The following is a 21060-nucleotide window of genomic DNA, read 5'->3' as shown; positions in this document are numbered from 1 at the left end:
CTCACCACCCTGCCGGGCGCGGGTAGTCTGTGGCTGGATGCGGACCAGGATGGCAGCCTGGATGCCGGCGAGGCGCTCATCCAAGGCTCGATCGTCACGGCGGCCCAGATCACGAGCGGGCAGCTTCTGTTCGCCCCGGTGGCCAACGCTTCGGGCACCGGGTACGCCGGGATCGGCTTTTCGGTGAGCGACGGCGGGCTTTCGAGCGTGCCGGCAACCCTGAGCGTGGATGTGTCCGCCGTGAACGACGCGCCGACCGCCGCGAACAAGACCCTCTCCCTGGCCGAGGATGGCCGGTTGACCCTCCAGGCGAGCGACTTCGGGTTTGCCGACATCGATGGGGATGCCCTGGTCTCGGTGACCCTCACCACCCTGCCGGGCGCGGGTAGTCTGTGGCTGGATGCGGACCAGGATGGCACCTTGGATGCCGGCGAGGCACTTTCCCAAGGCGCGGTCGTCACGGCGGCCCAGATTTCGGGTGGCCAGATGTTCTATTCGCCGGTCGCCAATGCCTCGGGGAACGGATATGCCAGCATCGGCTTTTCGGTGAGCGACGGCGGGCTTTCGAGCGTGCCGGCAACCCTTGCCGTGAACGTAACCGCAGTGAACGACGCGCCGACCGCGGAGAACAAGAGCCTCACCATGGACGAGGATGCCCTGTTGACGTTGAAGATCATCGATTTCGGCTTCGGGGACGTGGATGGCGATGCCATGGCTTCGGTGACGGTTGCCACGCTGACCGGAGCGGGCACGCTGTGGTTGGACGCGGACGGTGATGGGGTCCTCGATGCCGGGGAGGGGCTCTCACAGGGGGCCACGGTCACGGTGGAGCAGATCAAGAGCAACCATCTGATTTTTTCGCCCGTTGCCAACGAGTCGGGAACGAACTACGCCACCATCGGTTTTTCGGTGAGCGATGGGGCGCTCTCCAGCGACTCCCGGACGCTGACCGTGGATGTAACCCCGGTGAACGACGCGCCCACCGCGGCGAACACGACCCTGACCACGCTGGAGGATCTTCCCTTGATCCTCCAGACCTCGGACTTCAGTTTCAGCGGCGTGGATGGCAACAGCCTCTCCTCGGTGACGATTGGCAACCTGTCGGGAAAGGGCATCCTGTGGCGGGATGCGGATGGGGACAAGATTCTGGATTCCGGCGAGGCACTCACCCAAGGCGCGATCGTCACGGCGGCCCAGATCACGGCTGGCCAATTGATCTTCTCGCCGGAGGCCAACGGGTCTGGCCGTGGTTACGCCGGTATCGTCTTCACGGTGAGCGATGGCGAACTGTCGAGCGATCCGAGCACCTTGACCGTGAACGTGACCGCGGTGAACGACGCGCCGACCGCGGCGAACAAGAGTCTCGCCACGGATGAGGATGCCCTGTTGACGATCAAGGCGAGCGATTTCGGCTTTGCGGACATCGATGGGGATGCTCTGGCTTCGGTGACGATCACCGGGGTGTCCGGCAAGGGGGTTTGGTGGCGGGATGCGGATGGGGACGGCGTTTTGGATGCCGGCGAGAGTCTCTCTCAAGGTGCCACGGTCACGGTGGCCCAGATCACCGGTGACCATTTGGTTTTTTCGCCGGTTGCCAACGAGTCGGGAACGAACTACGCCGCCATCGGTTTTACGGTGAGCGATGGGGCGCTCTCCAGCGACTCCCGGACCCTGAGCGTGGATGTGACCGCCGTGAACGACACGCCGACCGCAGCCAACAAGAGTCTCACCGTGGCCGAGGACGGTCGTTTGACCTTGCAAGCGAGCGATTTCGGTTTTGCGGATATCGATGGGGATGCCCTGGCCTCGGTGACGATCACCAGTCTGTCGGGGAAGGGGACGCCGTGGCTGGATGCGGATGGGGACGGCGTTTTGGATGCCGGCGAGGCGCTTTCGTTGGGTGCCACGGTCACGGCGGCCCAGATCGCCGGCGGTCAGTTCTTTTTCACCCCGGTTGTCAACGAGTCGGGAACGAACTACGCTGCCATCGGTTTCACGGCGAGCGATGGGTCGCTCTCCAGCGCGGCCCGGACCCTGAGCGTGGATGTGACCGCTGTGAACGACGCGCCGACTGCGGCCAACAAAACCCTCACCGTGGCCGAGGATGGTCGTTTGACCGTGCAGAGCGGTGATTTCGGTTTTGCGGACGTGGACAGCGGCGATACCCTGGCTTCGGTGACCCTCACCACCCTGCCGGAAAAGGGCTCCTTGTGGCGGGATGCGGATGGCGATGGCGTTCTGGATGCCGGCGAGAGACTCTCCCAGGGGGCGACCATCACGGTGGCCCAGCTTCGGAGTGGCCAGTTGAACTATGCGCCGGTGGCCAATGCCTCGGGCAGCGGCTATGCCGCCATCGGTTTCACGGTGAGCGATGGGACGCTCTCCAGCGCGGCCAGCACCCTGACCGTGGATGTGACCGCCGTGAACGATGCCCCGACCGCGGCCAACAAAACCCTCACCATGGACGAGGATGGCCGTTTGACCCTGCAAAGCGGTGATTTCGGTTTTGCCGATATCGACGGCGACACGTTGGCCTCGGTGACCCTCACCACCCTGCCGGGAAAGGGTACCCTGTGGCGGGATGCGGATGGGGACGGCGTTCTGGACTCCAACGAGAGTCTCTCCCAAGGCGCGACGATCACGGCGGCTCAGATCGCGGGTGGCCAGTTGAATTATGCGCCGGTGGCCAATGCCTCGGGCAGTGGTTATACGGCCATCGGTTTCACGGTGAGCGATGGCAGGCTCTCCAGCGCGCCCGGCACCTTGACCGTGGATGTGCGGGCGGTGAACGACGCTCCGAACGCCGTGGATGATGGTTCGCTCACCACCCGTGAAGACACGGCTTTCAACTTCGCGACCTCGGTGCTGCTGGCCAACGACACCGATCCGGACAGCGGCGACACCCTTTCGATCACCGGCTACGGCACGCCGGGCCACGGCACCCTGGTGGTCAATGCCAATGGCACCCTCACCTATACGCCGACCGGCCATTTCAACGGCACGGATCAATGGAGCTACACCATCAGCGATGGCCACGGCGGGACCGACACGGCCACGGCGAGCATCGTCGTCACCGCGGTCAATGATGCGGTCGAAGTGCCTGTCAGCGTTCCGGTGGATGGTCTGCTGGCCCATTACGCCTTTGACGGCAACTTGAACGACGGTTCGGGACTGGGATTGAACGCCTCGGCCAAGGGATCCCTGATCTATTCGACCGGTCATGCGGGCCAGTCCCTCTATACCGCTTCCGGCTATGCCCTGACTCCGACCTTGAGCAGCATCACCAACAATACCGGTTTTGCCGGTGTCACCCTGTCCGCCTGGTTCAAGCTCTCCTCGACCGGCACCAACCAGATCCTGGAAGCCCATACCACCAACGATGAACTCTACATCGAGGGCAGCGCCTCCTCCATGACCTTCAAGGTCAACACCATCGCCCTGTCCGCGCCGATTTCATCCGCCAACACCTGGCACCAGATCGTGGGGACATTCGATAACGCCTCGAATCTCCAGGCCCTGTACGTGGATGGCACCCTGGTCACCTCGACCAGCAACACCGTCAATTTCGCGATCACCACCCCGTTCACCATCGGGCGCGACTACGAACAGAACATTCAGAATTTCAACGGTTATCTGGACGATGTGCGTATCTATGGTCGGGCCCTGAACGGCACCGAGGTGCGCTCGTTGTACAATGAACAGTATCAAGAGGTCTCAACCCATAAAAACACCGCTACGACGATCATCCTGGGCAGCGATCCGGACGGGGATGCCCTGACCAGTACCATTCTGACCGCGCCATCCCATGGGACCCTTTCCGGGAGCGGCGCGCAACTGATCTATACCCCGGCGAATAACTGGCTGGGAAGCGACTATTTCGCCTATAGCCTAAGCGACGGCACGACCACCAAGAGCGCCGGGGTGAAGATCGTGGTCGATCCGTTGGTGCTGGATCTCAACGGCGACGGCATTCATCTGACCGTATCCGAGGCGGGTTCTTCGGCGTTCGCCATGTCGCCGGACGGGTCGTTGAACCGCATGGGGTGGATCGACGGCGCGGATGGTTTCCTAGTCCGGGATCTCAACGGCAATGGACGCATCGACGACATCACCGAGATGTTCTCGGAGTTTCATGCCGGGTCCCGGCACACGAGCGGCATGGATGCGCTGTCCACCCTGGATGGCAACCACGACGGCAAGGTGGACCGGATGGACTCCGGGTTCGAGTCGTTGTCGGTCTGGCGGGATGGCAACGGCGATGGCCAAACCGATGCCGGCGAGTTGACCTCGCTGGACGCCTGGAATCTGACGGCCATCAGCCTGGAGAAGGCGTTGGTGGGGGTGAACGATGCCGGTGGACAGGTGTTGTCCCATGGGCGGGCCGAAACTGCGGAGGGTGGAGGGATGCTCCTGGCAGAGGTTGCCTTGACTGTCGATAACCGTTCGTTGGAGAATGGGGTGTTTTCGCCATCACCCCAGGAGATGATGGCGCGGGATCAGGCTCATGCCAGCCTGGACCACGCCTGGCCCGATGCCTGGAACCCGGAGTCGTTTTTGGGGAATCTGGTCGCCAGCGACGCGCCCATTGTGCGGCTGCATGCGTTGGATACCCACGAAGCGCTGCCCGATACCCATCCCTGGATGGAGAGTGGGGGTTCGCCCTTGTGGACCGGGAGTGGCGCGAATGTTCTGCCCGCGTGGTCTGATCAGGAGGGGGACGCGGGACGGGAGCACGCCTGGAGCGTGGCTCATGAAGCGCTCCAGCCGTCTGATCCCTTCATCCATCCTGATCCTGCCGTTCATTTTTCCACCTTGGGGGGATGACTCCTCCTTGGAGTCTGGTAAGGGAGTCCATGATTCATGCATAAGAGAACAGGCCGGTCCGGAGCGCGCCTGCTGCGTGCTTCCGTTCTGGCGGGCTTGATGTTTCTGCTGCCCGTCCAACCCGCGCGTGGCATCACCCTGTTTGAGTCCGTGCATCATGCCCTGGACAACAATCCGGAGGTCCTGGCCGCGCGCGACAATCTTCAGGCGGTGCTCGCCACCCTTCCCAAGGCCAAGGCGGGCTATTATCCGAGCATCGACCTTTCCAGCACGTATGGCCGCGAAACCAGCGACAATCCCACCACGCGCGCGGTCAACAATCCCGGTGATCACAACCTCACCCTGACGCGGGGTGAGACCGGCGTGATCATCACCCAACCGGTTTTCGATGCCCTGCGCACCCGATATAACCTGGGACAGGCAGAGGCCAACGTCGATTCCGCCGGGCAGAATCTGGCCAACGTCGAGGAGACCATCGGCATCACCGTGGTGGAGGCCTACCTGGAGGTGATGCGTTTGCAACAACTGCTGGAGCTGGACAAGGATTATGTGTTGTTGCATCAACGGGTGAAGAAGGTGGTGGAAGAGAAGGCCGAAGCCGGCGGCGGCAGCGTGGCCGACGTGGAACAGACCGAAAGTCGCCTGGCGCTGGCCCTGGCCAATCTGGCGGCCAATCAGGGACAGTATGACAGCGCGGTGGCCCGGTTTCTGCGGGTCGTCAACCGCAAGCCCGACCGCTTGACCATGCCGGCCATGCCCAAGGGGTTGCCGGATACCCTGCAAGCCGCGATCGAGGTGGCCCTGGTCGATCACCCTTCCGTGTTGATGGCCAGGGCGGACGTGGTAAGCGCCGAGGCGTCCAAGGATCTTACCCGGTCCAATTTCCTGCCGGCGGTGGATCTGAAGCTGAATCTGTCGAACAATGCCAACGTCAACGGTGTGGAAGGGCATGACAACTCGGTTTCGGCCCTGGTGACGATGAACTACAACCTCTACCGGGGTGGCAGGGATCGGGCGGAACGGGACGAGATGTCCAAGCGTCTCGGGCAACGGCGCGAGATTCTGGACAACACCCGCCTCATGGCGCGGGAGCGGATCGAGCGGGCCTGGGCGGGTCTGCAATCCTCCGAACCCCGTGTCCGTCACCTGAAAAAACATGTCGAGGTCACGGCCAGCGTCACCCAGGCGTATCACAATCAGTTCCAACTGGGCAAACGCACCTGGCTGGATGTGCTCAATTCGGAAAATGCCCTCTACGTGGCGCGCAAGGATTGGCAGGCCGAGGAGTTCAAACGGGTGCTTTCGGCCTATCAACTCCTCAGTGGCATGGGACGCCTGCGGGATACGATGGGCGGTGAACCCAAATCAGAGGGCAGGTGATTCGCCCCCGATCCCGCTCACCGTTCCGACAGGGCAAAGGTCATGTTGGCCAGGAAGGGTGAGAGGATCGTCTCCAGAATGGAACGGGTGCCGGTGATGATGCCGGCGCTCACCACCACGCCAGGCACCAGATCATAGCGGTTGTCGTTGTTTTCGAAGTACTCCCGTTCCACCATGATGCGCACCAGATAATAGGTGAATCCCTCTTGCGTCACCAGGGTATCGGCCCCGATGTGGACCACGGTCCCGTTCAGGCGTCCGAACCGGCTGGCATCGCGGGACGAGAGTTGCACATGGGCCGGCTGGCCCAGCCGCACATGCCCCACGTCGGCGGCCAGCAACCGGGCCTCGACCAGCAACCGTTCATCCCCGGGCACCAGATCCAGCACCGTCTCCCCCGGTCCGACCACGCCGCCGATGGTGACGTGATGGATCGTCTTGATCGTGCCGGCCAGCGGCGCGCGGATCGTGGTCCGTTCCAGGCTGTCGGCCAGCTTTTCGAACTGAAGGACCGCTTCGTTGAGCTTGCGTTGGTTCTCTTCCAGCCCGATGCGCACCTCCTCGCGGAAACGCCCCAACATGGTGCGCCGCTCTTCCTGAGCTTTTTTCAGGGCGGCATCGGCCTTTTTGATGGCCGCGCCGTCTTCGGAGATGCGACTGGTCAAAGAGGTCTTCTCCTTGAGCAGCCCCAGGTGTTCAAAGCGACTCGTGGCCTTGGCCTTGATCATCTGGGCGCTGATGCTCAACTGTTCGTCGATGATGGCCACCGACTGTTCCAGACTTTTCAGCCTGGCCTGGATCTGGGCGATATCCTGTTCTTTCTGGCGGATATCCTCGTCCTGGGTGCGCAGCGCGGATTGCACCTTTTCCCGGCGCGCCTGGAACAGCTCCTCGGTCTGACGCAGCAGTTGCTCTTCGTGGACACGCGCCAGCAATGCGGCGCCCAAGGCTTCGTCGTTTCCATCCAGCCAGGCGCGCACCGAGGGCGGCCAGGCAAAACCGGGCTCCAGGGCGAATCGTTCGGAATCTCCATCCTCGGCCATGAAACGGCGCATATCGACTTGATGGGTGCGGATCTTTTGCAGCACACCGCCCAGATCCGAAGCGTTGGCCAAGGTGTCCAGCACCACCATGGGTTGTCCCGCTTCAACCTTTTGCCCCTCCTGGACCAGAATCTCCCGGATGATCCCTCCTTCGAGATGCTGGATTTGCTGCAACTGACTGGAGGGGACGATCTTGCCTTCCGCGAGACTCATGATGTCGAGCTTGCCGACATGAGCCCAGGCGATCAGCAGCGCGAAAGCGATGCCAAGCCCGAGGTTGAACAGGGTTTGCAGACGGTTCGAATCGAGATTCTCCGGGGATGGGCCGGCAAGGGTGGCGAAGGCGACGGGTCTGGCGGATGTTTCGGTCTGGAGGGCGGGCGGCTGTCCCTGGGGATTGGCGCGCAAGGCCGGAGTCGGTTTGACATCCAGATCACAGCTCCAGTTGGCATTGGCGAGCAGTTTGTCGTTGCTGGAGAAGAGGAGGATGGTGCATCCGCGGGCGCGGAGATTCTGGATCACCCGCGCCACATGTTGACACCCCTCCGGATCCAACCCCTCGAAGGGTTCATCCAGCAGCGCCAGGCGTCCATCCCCCACCAGCGCCCTGGCCAGGGCGAGACGGCGCCGGATTCCGAACGGGAGGCTGGCGCCGCCTCGGGTCAGGATGCGTCCCAGCCCCTCGGGGCTTTCGGTGAGGAACCGTTCCAGACCCACCTCCCGCAGGATGGCGAGCAGCCGCGTTTCGCTGACCTCGGGATCGAGGATGGCGAGATTGTCCCTGAGGGAGCCTTCGAAGAACTGGACCTCCTGGGGCAGGTAGATCACCTGGTGTCGCCACCAGGCGGGTTGGAGTTGGCGCAGATCGATGCCATCGGCCAGGATGGCGCCGCGTGCCGGTTCGATCAACCCCAGGATCAGGCGGGCGAGGGTGGTTTTTCCGCTGCCGTTGCCGCCATGCACCAGCAGCAATTCGCCGGGTTGGAGGTTCAGGTTGAGCGACTCGAACAGCACCGAGGCCGATCCGGGGTGATGGAAGGCCATGTCCGCGAAACCGATGCGTCCGGTGTGGTGGGGCGGTTGGGTTCCCTGTTCGGATTCGAGAGGGGCTTCGAGGAGTCGTTTGAGAAAGGTGAGCGACTGTTTGGCCTGCACCAGGCTGGTATGCAGTTGGGCATGTCTGCCGATCAGGGCCAGGGCGCGGGCGGAGAGCAGATTGATGCCGATCAGGGTGCCGGTATCCAGTTTGCCGGCCACCACCAGCTGGGCGCCGAGAGCGATCACCACCAGGGTGAGGATCCCCTGTCCGGACTGGGCCAGGGATTGCAGCAGGGATTGCAGGGCATGGAGGGTGCGCCGGTATTGGATGGTTTCGGCGAACCGCTCGCCCAGCAAGCGTTCCAGCCAGGGGGCGGCGTTGGCGCAGCGCACCAGGTCGAGGTGTTGATAGGAGGCCTGGATCATGCCGAGGCGCGCCTGGGATTGGGCGAGTTGGCTGGATTGGTCGTTGGCCGAGAGCCCGAAGGCGAAATGGGTCAGGGTCATGGTCACCAGCACCACCAGCACCGCCAGGCCCAGCTCTCCGTTGAGCAGAAAGATCGCCAGGCAGAACAGGGCAGAGAAGGGGGCATCGGTCAGCCCCAGCAGGTTGACCGGCGACCAGGTGTTTTGCAGTTGGTTCAGGGCGCGCAGGGCCTCTGGATGGGTTTGGGAGCCCAGCCGTTCCAGGTGGGGAATCCGGGCGCGGGCCAGAACCGCGAAGAGCCGGTCCTGCAACCATGTTTCCGGCTGGCGCAGAAAGCGTTCCGCCATGCGATGCCGGGCCTGACGGAACCCGAACTCCAGAACCACCGCCAACAGCAGACCCGCCGACAGGGTGATCAGGGTGGAGGCGATGCCATGTCCCAGGTAGCGGTTGAAGACATGGATCACGAACAGCGAGGAGGCCAATCCGAGCAGATGGATGATCAGGGAGGCGATCAGGATCTGGGTTCCCAATCCAGGCTGTTGCACCAGTCGGTCCCACAGTGAAACAGGATAGAAAAGAGCGTGTTTGGTTGTGTCCATGGCACCGCGTCAAACCGGATGGATACGTTGGTGGGGAATGAAAGGGGCGATGCCTGCGCACATCCGTCCGGGCTCTGCCAGGCTCCGCAAGCGGAGAGGGGCAGGGGGCCTGGCGGGATTTCCCGGAACGGCCTCGCGAAAAAGGCTGGCCACGCCCCATCCCCTTCCCACGCGGGCAACGCCCCGCAAGGGCGCTCCAGGGAGGGCATCACCAGTCATCGCCAGGGGGCATTGGAACACTTTTTCCGCCAGATCACCACCCCCCGCGATCCGTGGCGTGCCGACCGGGTTTCCAGCGGTGGCAAGAGGGTGGGGAGGGTGTCGGCGCTTTGTCAACGGTTCTGAACCGTCGTTTCCGTGCATCCTGGCGGCGTTCGATTTACACTTCTCCAAGGGAGTCGGTTGACGTATGATCGCGGTGATATTCTCGCTGAGCAACCATTATCCAACGGAGAGACAGCCATGAAAGACTGGCAAGATTCGATGGTCAAAGTGCTATCGTCCCACCTGAAAAATCGCAACGCCTACGCGGATGCGCTCTTTTATGACGTGGATGCCCTGACCGCCTCGGAACGCTCCCAGCTCACGCCTTTGATCGAAGGGGAGGGCTCCATCGTCGTGGTCTCCCCCGCGCGGAGCAACCGATGCCCGTCGATTCGCCATTATGCATCGGTGGAGGCGTTTTTCGAAAGCCAGGATCACCCGGCCAAGGCCATCGTGCTGGCCGGTGTGGGCAGTTCGGTTTTGGGCGCGGCGGCACTGGCGCGCAACGTCGCCAATGTCTATCAGATGGATGTGGCCGCCGTGGTGACCGGCTATGGCATGCTGGATATCCTGGACGAAGCGCTGAGCGGGTGGTACTTCTACGGTGCCGTGGACCAGACCCGCATGGAGTTGGAGAATTTTCTCAATCGGCTCCCGCAAATGACCTGGGGGATGAAGGTCGCGCAGGCGGCCACGACAGGAGAGTGGCACAAACTGCCCTTCATCGCCCCCCCTGGCGACCAGGATACCAGAACGTTGATGACGCTCTTGTCCAAACAGACGGGGGATCTGCGTTTGCTGTTGGGACACAGCAAGGGGAGCCTGATGATCAGCTACGTGCTCGAACAGTTCCTCCGCGAACAAGCCGGGCATGTGTGCTTGAACAAACTCCAGGTCGTGACCCTGGGCGCGGTCACGGATCTGCCCGAAAGCTGCCAGAAGAAACACCAGTTCATCGGCACGCTGGATTGGTTTGGCGGCATGAATTCCCGCATCGGGGTTCCGTTCACACCGGTATTCAATGCCTGGCATCACACGAACACCCAGCTGCCATGCCACCTCTCGGTCGAAAAGGTGCTCAGGGCGGTCCATCTGTCGGCATGAGGCGTGAATCGATCCTCGCCCCGTGACCCCATGGGTTCACACATTCAATCACCCGCAACGTCCGGATTCAGGATGATCAGACTCGCACGCATCGCGTTGATGATGGGGGGGATCCTCGTCGTGCCGCTCGAGGCGGTTCATGCGGATGGACCCTATCAAAAGGTTCAACCTCTGCTGACCACCAGTCAGACCGTGTTGAACGAGCCGTTGCGTCTGCCCGACGGTGCGCCGATGAACATCACCTCGACCATCGTCACCATCGACCCCGGCGAGGAGACCGCCTGGCACAAACACGGCGTCCCGTTGTATGCCTACATCCTCTCCGGCGAGGTCACCATCGACTATGGCGATCAGGGCACGCGCACCTTTCAGCCCGGCAGCGCCTTCATGGAGGCCATGAACCATTGGCACCGGGGCACCAATCGCGGCGCCGTGCCGGTGCGGATCCTGGCGGTTTACATCGGGTCGGATGGTTTGAGCCATGTCATTCCAAAACCATGACGACAGCCCGCATGTCGCACGTACGGCGGGTGACGGGGTGAGCGCGGCGGGTGACGGGGTGAGCGCGGCGGGTGACGGGGTGAGCGCGGCGGGCCGGTTGATCTTTCTCGGCAGCCTGAACGCTCTGTTGGCCGTGGCCCTGGGGGCGTTCGGGAAACATGCCCTGATGGCGTCGCTCTCCCAGGCGGCCATGGAGACCTGGCGGACCGGTGCCTATTACCACCTGGTGCATGGGGTGGGTCTGGTGTTGGCCGGCGTGGTGGCGGAACGGGCTCCCCAGCCGCGCCGGGCCATCCGGGCCGGATGGTTGCTGATGGCGGGGATCGCGATCTTTTCGGGCTCCCTGTATCTGCTCGCGCTCACGCAGATTCGCGTTCTGGGGGCGCTGACCCCTCTGGGCGGTTTTTGTTTCTTGAGCGGCTGGCTGTTTCTGGCCTGGTCGGTCAAACCCCCGCGGGGGTGAACGGAGCCGGATTCGGCCCGTTTGGAAGGCAGGGCTCAGCTGGTCAGGCGGCGGTAGATGTCCGTGATCTTCAAGGGGAGCAGGCGCACATCGTCGAGCACCACGTAGCGGGCCGGTCCGTAGAGTTGGGGCAGATACTCCCCCGCCTCCCGGTCGATGGTGATGCAAAACGGATGGATGCCCAGATGTTTGGCCTCGATCAACGCCTGGCGGGTATCCTTGAGCCCGTAACTCCCCCGATACCCATCCTGAAAGCTGTCGTAATCCTCGGGCTTGCCATCCGAAAGGGTGATCAGCAGTCGGATGCGTGCCTGTTGTTCGTTGAGCAGATGGGTGGCGTGCCGCAAGAACACCCCCATGCGGGTATAGTCCTTGGGTGCGATGGCCGCGATGCGACCTTCGGCCTGCGCATCCAGGGGCTGATCGAACCGCTTGATGACATACCAATCGCAATGCTTGCGGGTCATGCTGGAAAAACCGTACACCGCGAACCGATCCCGCAACATCTCCAGCGACTTGCACAACAGCACCAGACTTTCGCGAATCGCCTCGTTGACCCACCCCTTGGTGGACCCGCTCATGTCCACCAGGATCAAGGTGGCGATGTTGCGTTCGTCGTGGCGGCGCTGGCGGAACAGCCGGGGATCGGTCTCCCGTCCCATGCGCGCCTCCATCCAGGCGTCCAGCCAGACATCGGTGTCCACCTCGTCGCCCTGTTCCTGGCGTCGCAGCCAGCGATCCCCCCCGCGCAACCATTCGAGTTTGCGGCGCAACTGTTGCCACAATCCCTGGTGTTTCTGGAGCGTTCTGGCAAACACCGGATCGTCGGAGCCATCCAGCGTCCGCTCCCGCAACAAACACCAATCCCGCCGGTAGCCTTGACGATGGTGATCCCATTCGGGGTAGAGAAACGCATCCTCGGGCAGATCGCCCCGGGTGATCCGGGCGAAATCGGGATCCGCCTCGCCTTGTCCGCTGGTGTCGGCCCGATAGCCGCCCGGACCGGCGGCTTGCAGGTATTCCGGCGGCAGGTGTCCCAGATCCTGCACGATCGAACGGGCCACGGTCTGCAAGTCGTCCGGAAGGATCAGCGGTTGACCGTCCAGACGGAGTTCGAGGGTCATGCCGTCGTCGAGGGTTGTCGCCTCCAGGGTCGATTCCGTTCGATCCGTGGGCATCTGGCGTGGTTTCTGGTTGGCCAGGGTGGTGCCGAGGATCTTCCGGAACAGCCGTTTTTCCCGTTCCAGACGCTGTTGCATGGCCAGGAGTGCCGGCTTGAAATCGAGCGCGGCATGAAACGGGGGTGGTTCGGGCAAGGGCGAACCATACACCGCGTTCAGCCGGTTGAGACTCTCCTGACGGGAGCCGTCCGTGGCCAGCAACGCCGCCAGATGGGTGTTCCAGGGCGGGGCGAAGCGGTTGGGGTGGAGCCAGGGGGCCATGAACCGTCCCAAACCCGGCAGTCGCCGGGTCAGAATCCCATCCACCCGATAGGCCTCCAGGGTGAGATAGCAGCGGCTGGCATCCTCGGGATCCGGATGGTGGGACAAATGTTCCGGCAGTTCCAGGAAATAGGTTCCGAATCGTCCCAACGCCCACAGATGGGCGGTTTGGCATTCGTAGAGCTTGAGCGTATCGTGGGGTTGGCCCGGCAGGGAGAGGGTGGGGGGAAGAATCAGGGTTTCGGTGGTGGTGAGGGGGATGGCCCCTTCCTGAATCGCCAGGCGTCGGCCTCCCAGGCCGGTGACGAAGTGATGCAACACCCCCATCACCGCGCTCAACCGCACGGTGGCCGCAGCGTTGCGCACCGAATCGCCACCGCCCCGCAACGCTTCGAGCGCGGCCTGCAATCCGGATTGATCGTACCGGTGCATCACCTCCTGGAGTCGGTGCTTGAGCGTTTCGGGATCCAGATCGTCGAGCCAGGCCGGCACGATGCGGGCGCACTGAAAGCCCAGTTCCGGATTCAGCCCCGCCACGATCGGCAGCCAGTGCAGGAGCAGCCGGCGTTGATCGGGGGTGCGTTCGGCCCAGATCCGGGCGATCCCGGTGACGGTGCGCCGGGAGGATAGCGCGGCTTCGAGAATCGCTTCCAGCCACGCTTCGATCTCCTCGAGCGTGTCGGTTGGGGGATCGCGTGGCCGCATGGTCAGAAGATCGTTGCGCTCAACGCCTGGATGGCGGACAACATCTCGGCATCGTCGGTGAGCACGCGGGTGATGGCCGCCTCGCAGGCCGGGGCGGGCTGGGTGCCGGATTGAATCAATCGGGCGGCATGGACCAGCAGACGGGTGCTGGCCCCCTCTTCGAGGCCGTTGCCTTTCAGGTTGCGGGTGAGATGTCCGAACCGCACCAGCAGATCGGCCAGGGTTGGATCGATGCCGGTTTCGCTCGCGAGGATGGTCGCTTCCAGATCCGCGGAGGGATAATCGAACTCCATGGCCACGAACCGTTGCCGGGTGCTCTGTTTGAGATCCTTCAGGACGCTTTGATAGCCGGGATTGTACGAGATCACCAGGCAGAATTCGGGCGCGGCCTTCAACAGCATGCCGAGTTTGTCGATGGGCAACACCCGGCGGTCGTCGGCGAGGGGATGGATCACCACGATGGTATCCTTGCGCGCCTCGACGATCTCATCGAGATAACAGATGCAGCCGTGGCGCACCGCGCGGGTCAGGGGACCATCCTGCCAGATCGTTTCACCCCCCACGGCCAGAAAACGCCCCACCAGATCGCCCGTGGTCATGTCCTCGTGGCAGGAGACGGTGATCAAGGGACGCTGGAGCCGCCAGGCCATGTGTTCGACGAAGCGGGTCTTGCCGCATCCGGTCGGTCCCTTGAGCAGCACGGGAATGCGATTCCGATACGCGGCGTTGAACAGCTCGATTTCGGACCCCTGGGAGGCGAAATAGGGTTGTTCGCGAATCAGATTGGCTTCCACTTCAATGGCATTGTTGGGCATGACTGGTTTCACTCCCTGGGAGCCTGGCGCCGCGATGGGGTCGATGCGAATGGGAATGCTGATCCTGCCCCACCCGTTGGGGAAGATCAAGCAGGAATGATGGGGAAGGGGAAATTCCCGCCATCGACCGGCGGGTGACGGGAAAGCCAAGGAGATGCGATTCTTGGGGCATCCGAGGTGACCTGGGCAGGGTCTGTGTCCCACGCCTTCGGATGGTTCCCCCATTGATCTTGCCGCGTCGTTTCCCGCATACTTGAAGCCCGATGCGAAGCTGCGGCAGGCTTGAACCGGGGGCATTGGGATGCCAGGGGATCGGGACTGGATTGGGGGGCGGATCCCCAGGATCGTGGTTGACACTCCTTCAGGTTTTCATCGTGTTTTTTTGATTCGGGAGCCAGGGCCATGCAGGGATCCGTGGGGCGTGGGATGCGGTATGCGGTCAACGGGGTGCTGGTCTTCCTGCTCCTGGTCTTGTTTTTGGCCATTTCAGAGGCCGGGGAGGGGGCGGCGGCACCCAACGCCGGGGTTCGCATCGAACACTTCACCGTGCCGTCCGGTTCACAGCGCCGCCAGGCCACCTTCCGATTCAACCGCGCCATGGTCCCCTTCGGCGATCCGCGTCAGTTGCCAGAGCCGTTCATCCTCGATTGCCCGGTCACGGGGCAGGGGCGCTGGGTGGATGACCGCAACTGGGCCTTTGATTTCGATCACCCTCTGCCAACGGGGCTCAAGTGCGCTTTCCTCCGCGAGGCCGGGTTGCGGGCCGTGGATGGACAGCCGATCGGCGGGGAGAGGCGCTTTGCGTTCACCACCGGGGAGCCGGTGCTGACGGTTTTCGATCCGAGGCAGATGGTCAGCGAGGATCAGGTGTTCTTGTTGGGCGGGCTGGCCCGACTCGATCATGCGTCGGTGCGCCAGAATCTGTTCTGCGACATTCCGGGGATCGGCGAAGAGGTGGGGGTGCGGTTGATCACCGGCGAGCCGTTGCAAGCCCTGGTCAAGCTCTCCCATCCGTTGATGAACCACTATGCACGGGAGTTGACCCACGGCGGTTTGGGGAGGCACTTCACCCCCGGACTCCCCGAAACGGCCACCCGCGAGCAGCGGGTCGTCGCCCTGGCCCAACAGGAGGATGCCCCTTTCGTCGCCGTGCAGTGTACCCAACGCTTTCCCAGCGATGCCAGCGTGGGATTGGTGATGAAACCGGGCATCCGTTCCACGGCGGGGGTGACCACCCGTCAGCCGTTGCGGGTGGCGTTCAAGGTGAAGAAGGGGTTCACGGCGGAGTTCGCTTGTCCCCGCGCCAATCTGGATGCCCAGTGCATGCCGATTCTGCCCATGAGTCTCGATTTCTCGGCCCCGATCGCGCGCGTTGATGCCGAAAAGATTCGTCTGACCTCCCAGAGCGGCGAAACCTACCCGCCCAGGTTCGACGACGAGGACAGGCAGTGGGTGAACCGGGTGATCTTTCCCGGACCGTTCCCGGTGGAGCACGCCTTCACCCTGGCGTTGCCGCCCGGTCTCAAGGACGATGCGGAGCGCCCCCTGCTCGATGCCGACCGTTTCCCCTTGACGGTGCGGACCGATTCCACTCCACCCTTGGCCAAGTTCGCGGCGGGATTCGGTTTTCTTGAGGCGAACGTGTCGGATGACGGGAGCGATCCCGCACCGGGCGGCGCCGCGTTGCCGGTGACCCTGCGCAATCTGGAGTCCCTGTTGCCCTTGGACGCCGCCCATCCCGGCTCCGAGGAGGCCGAGATTGCCTCGGCCCGCGCCGCCACCCCCCTGGAGCGCCATTGGGAGGCGTTCCGGGAGCGTTATTGGCCCAAATCGTCGGAAATACGCGGCCATCGGCTGAGGTTGGAGGATCCGCTGGCCTTCTTGCGCTGGATGGAACGGCGGATCGCGGTGACCCAGCCGCGTGCGGTGAAACATCCGCAAGGAGAGGAGCGGGAGGAGATCAAACCCGGCGAACAATCGGTTTTCGATACGTCGTTGTTGGAGAACAAGGCGCTGCTGGAGCCGTTTTCCGTGCCCAGACCGGGGAGCGGCAAGGCGTTCGAGGTGGTGGGGATTCCGCTGCCCAAGCCAGGACTTTATGTGGTGGAGCTGGCCAGCGACCGGCTCGGAGCCCACCTGCACGGCGAGTCCAAGCCCTATCATGTCCCGGCTACGGTGGTGGTGACCAATCTGGCGGTCCATTTCAAACGGGGTCGGGACTCTTCGCTGGTGTGGGTCACCTCTCTGGATCGGGGCAAACCGGTGGCCGATGCCCAGGTGACCATCGGGGATTGCGCCGGCAACCGCTTCGTCGAGGGGCGCACCGATGCCCAGGGCATCTTCACGGTTTCCGGCCCGCTGCCGGGTCCGGAGAGTCTGCCCGTCTGCGCCGGGGGGCAGGGGCGCTCCCATCTGGTGACCGCCCGACTCGGCGCGGATCTCTCCTTCGATCTTTCCCATTGGGGCGAGGGGCTGGGTGTCTGGGATTTCAATCTTGGCTACGAGGCCTGGGCAGAGCGGGATTCCAGCGATGCCCGCTTTGCCACGGTGTTCGACCGTGCGCTGTTCCGGGCCGGCGAAACGGTCTCCATGAAACATTTCGCCCGGCAGACGGTGGAACGGGGCATGGTCCTCCCGGACAGGAAACGGCTCGACAAAGCCTGCAACATCCGTCATGAAGGCAGTGGCCGGGTTTATGCCAACCTGCCCATGAGCTGGGACGAAAAAGGGACGGCCCTCAACGCATGGACCATCCCGCCGGAGGCCAAAAGCGGCACGTATGAGGTGTTCCTGACCGAAGTGGGCCAGGAAAACGGCCACGAAATTCCCACCGGCCAGTTCCGGGTGGAGTCGTTCCGGGTGCCGGTGATCCGGGGGAGCATCTCGCCCAAGGCGGACACCTCGCCGGCCAGTGGCGAGGTGACGCTGGATCTGCACGCGGCATTCTTTTCCGGCGGGGCGGCGGGCCATCTGCCGGTGCGGGTGCGCGCCATGCTGCAACCCAGGCAGCTCGAATTCGACGGCTATCCGGGCTTCGAGATCGCCAATGGCCCCTTGCCCAGGACGCATCGGGGCGTTGCGGGCGAGGAGGAGGAACCGGACGGCGAGGTCGGGGAGGCGCGGGAAGGGCTGAAAAAGATCCTTCCGGTTCAATCGCTGGTTCTGGATGCCACGGGGAGCGGACGGGTCGCGTTGCAGGATCTGCCGCGCACCGAGACCCCCCAGACCCTGCTCGCCGAGATGGAGTTCCTGGATGCCAACGGCGATCGACAGACCCACACCACCCGCATCCTCCGGCTTCCGTCCAAGGTGTTGCTGGGGATCTCCTCGGATCGGCGCATGGATGCTCCACGTCAGTTGGGGTTTCAGGTGGTGGCGGTGGATGGGGCGGGCAACCCCCAGGCCGGGGTGAAGGTGGCGGTGGAGCTGTTCGAACGCAAGCTCTATTCGCATCGCAAGCGGTTGATCGGCGGTTTCTACGAATATGACCATCACCGCGAGGAGCGATCGTTCGGCGAGTTCTGTTCCGGGGTCACCAATGCCCAGGGCCGGCTCTTTTGCAACCGGGAGTCGCCGGTCAAGGGGGAGGTGGCGTTGCAGGCGAAAGCCGTGGATGCGGATGGACAGCCCAGTTTCGCCCATGGCATCGTGTGGTTGAACGATTCCGACTCCCAGTGGTTCGAGTCGGTGCAGAACAACCGCATGGACCTGATTCCCGAGAAGCCGGAATATGAACCGGGCGAGGAGGCGGTGGTTCAGGTGCGCATGCCCTTCCGGGAGGCCACCGGTCTGATCACCGTGGAGCGGGAAGGGGTGCTGGAGGCCTTCACCCGTCCGTTGAGCGGGGAGAACCCGATCATCCGCGTGCCGATCCGGGATCATTACGGCCCCAATGTCTTCATTTCGGTGCTGGCGGTGCGGGGACGGGTGACCGGCATGGCTCCGACCGCTCTGCTGGATCTGGGCAAGCCGGCCTTTAGGGTCGGCTATGCCCAGCTCAAGGTGGGCTGGAAAGGGTATGCGCTGGGGGTGAAGGTGACCACCGACAAGGCGGTCTATCCGGTTCGGGACAAGGCCGAGGTCGCCATCGCGGTGACCCCGCCCCAGGGACGCTCCCTGCCGCCGGATGCGGAGGTGGCCGTGGCGGTGGTGGATGAGGGGTTGCTGGAACTCAAGCCCAACGACTCCTGGAATCTGCTCGCCACGATGATGTCCAAACGGTCGCTCCACACCGAAACCAGCACCGCCCAGCAGCATGTGATCGGACGGCGCCATTTTGGACGCAAGGCCGGCCATCCCGGAGGCGGGGGCGGACGGCATCCGGCCCGACAGCTTTTCGATACCCTGCTGCTCTGGGAGGGGCGGGTGACCCTGGACGCCAAGGGCGAGGCACGGGTCACCGTTCCCATCAACGATCAGCTCTCCTCGTTTCGGGTGGTGGCGGTGGCCAGCGCGGGAGCGGATCTGTTCGGCACCGGGGCCACCGGTTTCCGCACCGGCCAGGATCTGATCCTCACCTCGGCCCTGCCGGATCTGGTGCGGGAAGGGGATCGTTTTCGGGCCGGTTTCCATGTTCGCAACAGCTCCGACCGTCCCCTGACGGTGGAGGTGAACGCCACCGCGTCGGTTCTGGTTCCGGCGGGCGGAAAAAACTCGGAAATCGACGTGCCGGCGGGCAATCCGGTCACCCTGACTCTGGCTCCCGGAGCCGGCGATCTGGCGATCTGGGAGATGGCGGTGCCCACGGATGCGGGCGGGCTGCGCTGGAACGTGACCGCCACGGCACCGGAGGCCTCCGATCGGCTGATCACCACCCAGCAGGTGCGTCCCGTCCATCCCGTCGAGGTGATCCAGGCCACCCTGCAACCCCTTGCCGGATCGACGACGCTTCCGGTTTCCACCCTGCCGGATGCCCTGCCGGGCAAGGGCGGAATCCGCCTGCTGCTCCAGGAGAGCCTGATCGGGAGTCTGGACGGGGTGCGCGCGTACATGGAGCAATACCCCTTCACCTGTCTGGAGCAGAGGGTTTCCAAGGCGGTGGTGATGCGGGACGCGGAGTCCTGGAACAAGGTGATGGCCTCCCTGCCGGGTCATTTGGACCAGGATGGCCTGGCCAGGTATTTTCCGGGCGCCTCGCCGGGCAGCGACAGCCTGACCGCCTATCTGCTTGCCGTGGCCCATGCCGGAGGGCTGACCATTCCCGAGGAGTCCCGAACCCGCATGCTCGACGGCTTGCAGCGGTTCGTCGAAGGGAAGCTCCCGCGCCGGTCTCCCATCCCGGCGGCGGATCTGAATTTGCGCAAACTCGCCGCGCTGGAGGCGATCTCCCGCCATCGGCGGGTGCCCGTGGCGCTGGCCGGAATTCTGGGGGTGGATGTGGAACAGTGGCCCGCCTCCGGCCTCATCGACTGGGTGAATCTGCTCAACCGCACGCCGGAGATCCCCAAACAGAAGCAGCGTCTGACCGAAGCCATGAAGGCGTTGCGCGGTCGTCTGCACATCCAGGGCACGGCCATGACCCTCTCCTCGGAGAGCCGGGACAACCTCTGGTGGCTGATGGTCTCCCCGGAAACCAACCTCAACCGTCTGCTGCTCACCGTGGCCGAGGATCCGGCCTGGCGGGACGATCTGCCGCGCCTGGCGCGGGGGATCCTCGCCCGACAGGTGCGGGGTCACTGGGCCACCACTCCGGCCAACGCCTGGGGGGTGGTGGCGCTGCACGCCTTTGCCAGCCGGTTCGAGGGCGGTCCGGTCACCGGGACCAGCCAGGGTGCGTTGGCCGGCGAGAGCCGCTCTTTGGACTGGCGGGATCAGCCGCGAGGCGGAACCCTGGCGTTCCCCTGGCCGTCCGAGGGCGGACCGGCGGAACTCAAGGTGTCGCATCAGGGGGAGGGGAAACCCTGGCTGACGGTGCAGAGCCGGGCGGCGATCCCCTTGCGAGAGTCTCTGAACAGCGGCTATCGGCTGACCCGCGCGGTGACGCCGATCGTGCGCAAGAACGCGGAGGTCTGGAGCGCCGGGGATCTGCTGCGCGTCCGGCTCACGATCGACGCCATGACCGACATGAGCTGGGTGGCGGTCAGCGATCCGGTGCCGGCGGGCAGCGTGATTCTGGGCAGTGGGCTGGGCAACGATTCGGCGATCCTGGATGCCGGTCGCAAGAAAGGGGGCATGATCCGTTTCGAGGAGCGCACCCCGGAAGGATACCGGGCCTATTTCGAGTGGCTTCCCAAGGGCGAATGGGTGGTTGAATATACCCTTCGCTTGAATCATGCCGGACGTTTCGAGCTTCCGGCGGCTCGTGTCGAGGCGATGTACGCTCCGGAGTTGTTCGGCGCGTTGCCCCTGGAGCCGATGATCGTGGCGCCGTGAGCGGATCCCGGTCATCCCCCGCAAGCGATCCGACCCCGTATGGGTGGTTGAATCCACGGCGGGGAGGGGGGCTGCGTGGG

The 21060-nt window shown here is 63.8% G+C and carries 9 protein-coding genes; 6 read left to right on the top strand and 3 right to left on the bottom strand.

Translation table 11 applies throughout. The features are described from left to right. Both ACV4UY_RS11985 and ACV4UY_RS11980 read left to right on the top strand, forming a co-directional pair. On the top strand, positions 1-4824 hold a 4824-nt coding region (locus tag ACV4UY_RS11985), incomplete at its 5' end, for a tandem-95 repeat protein (RefSeq protein WP_491607823.1). A 36-nt stretch (positions 4825-4860) separates the two neighbouring features. Continuing rightward, complete coding sequence (locus ACV4UY_RS11980) at positions 4861-6204, top strand: TolC family outer membrane protein (RefSeq protein WP_491607822.1); 1344 nt, start codon at positions 4861-4863, stop codon at positions 6202-6204. Positions 6205-6221: 17 nt separating this feature from the next. On the opposite strand, the gene ACV4UY_RS11975 is transcribed toward ACV4UY_RS11980, so the two are convergent. Beyond that, positions 6222-9314: an HlyD family type I secretion periplasmic adaptor subunit gene (locus tag ACV4UY_RS11975; RefSeq protein WP_491607821.1), complete on the bottom strand. Its 3093-nt coding sequence runs from the start codon at positions 9312-9314 to the stop codon at positions 6222-6224. A gap of 462 nt (positions 9315-9776) precedes the next feature. On the opposite strand from ACV4UY_RS11975, the gene ACV4UY_RS11970 reads away from it, so the two are divergent. The 3 genes from ACV4UY_RS11970 to ACV4UY_RS11960 all read left to right on the top strand — a co-directional run bounded on the left by ACV4UY_RS11970 (position 9777) and on the right by ACV4UY_RS11960 (position 11646). After that, positions 9777-10682: a hypothetical protein gene (locus ACV4UY_RS11970; RefSeq protein WP_491607820.1), complete on the top strand. Its 906-nt coding sequence runs from the start codon at positions 9777-9779 to the stop codon at positions 10680-10682. Positions 10683-10754: 72 nt separating this feature from the next. Beyond that, on the top strand, positions 10755-11183 hold the full coding sequence (locus ACV4UY_RS11965; RefSeq protein WP_491607819.1) for a cupin domain-containing protein: 429 nt from the start codon (positions 10755-10757) through the stop codon (positions 11181-11183). After that, positions 11164-11646, top strand: a complete 483-nt coding sequence (locus tag ACV4UY_RS11960; RefSeq protein WP_491607818.1) for a DUF423 domain-containing protein — start codon at positions 11164-11166, stop codon at positions 11644-11646. Before ACV4UY_RS11965 ends, ACV4UY_RS11960 begins: the two co-directional genes overlap by 20 nt. A 35-nt stretch (positions 11647-11681) precedes the next feature. Here the strand turns inward: ACV4UY_RS11960 and ACV4UY_RS11955 are convergent, their stop codons facing one another. Next, the gene (locus tag ACV4UY_RS11955; protein ID WP_491607817.1) at positions 11682-13793 is read right to left on the bottom strand and encodes a nitric oxide reductase activation protein NorD; all 2112 of its coding nucleotides are present in this window, start codon (positions 13791-13793) and stop codon (positions 11682-11684) included. A gap of 2 nt (positions 13794-13795) precedes the next feature. Next, positions 13796-14608 (bottom strand): CbbQ/NirQ/NorQ/GpvN family protein, encoded by an 813-nt coding sequence (locus ACV4UY_RS11950; protein WP_491607816.1) that lies wholly within the window; start codon positions 14606-14608, stop codon positions 13796-13798. Positions 14609-15010: 402 nt separating this feature from the next. On the opposite strand from ACV4UY_RS11950, the gene ACV4UY_RS11945 reads away from it, so the two are divergent. After that, complete coding sequence (locus ACV4UY_RS11945) at positions 15011-20980, top strand: alpha-2-macroglobulin family protein (RefSeq protein WP_491607815.1); 5970 nt, start codon at positions 15011-15013, stop codon at positions 20978-20980. Positions 20981-21060: the final 80 nt, after the last annotated feature.

The organism is Candidatus Magnetaquiglobus sp., from assembly GCF_058402785.1.
This window is presented reverse-complemented; position numbering and strand designations above follow the sequence as displayed.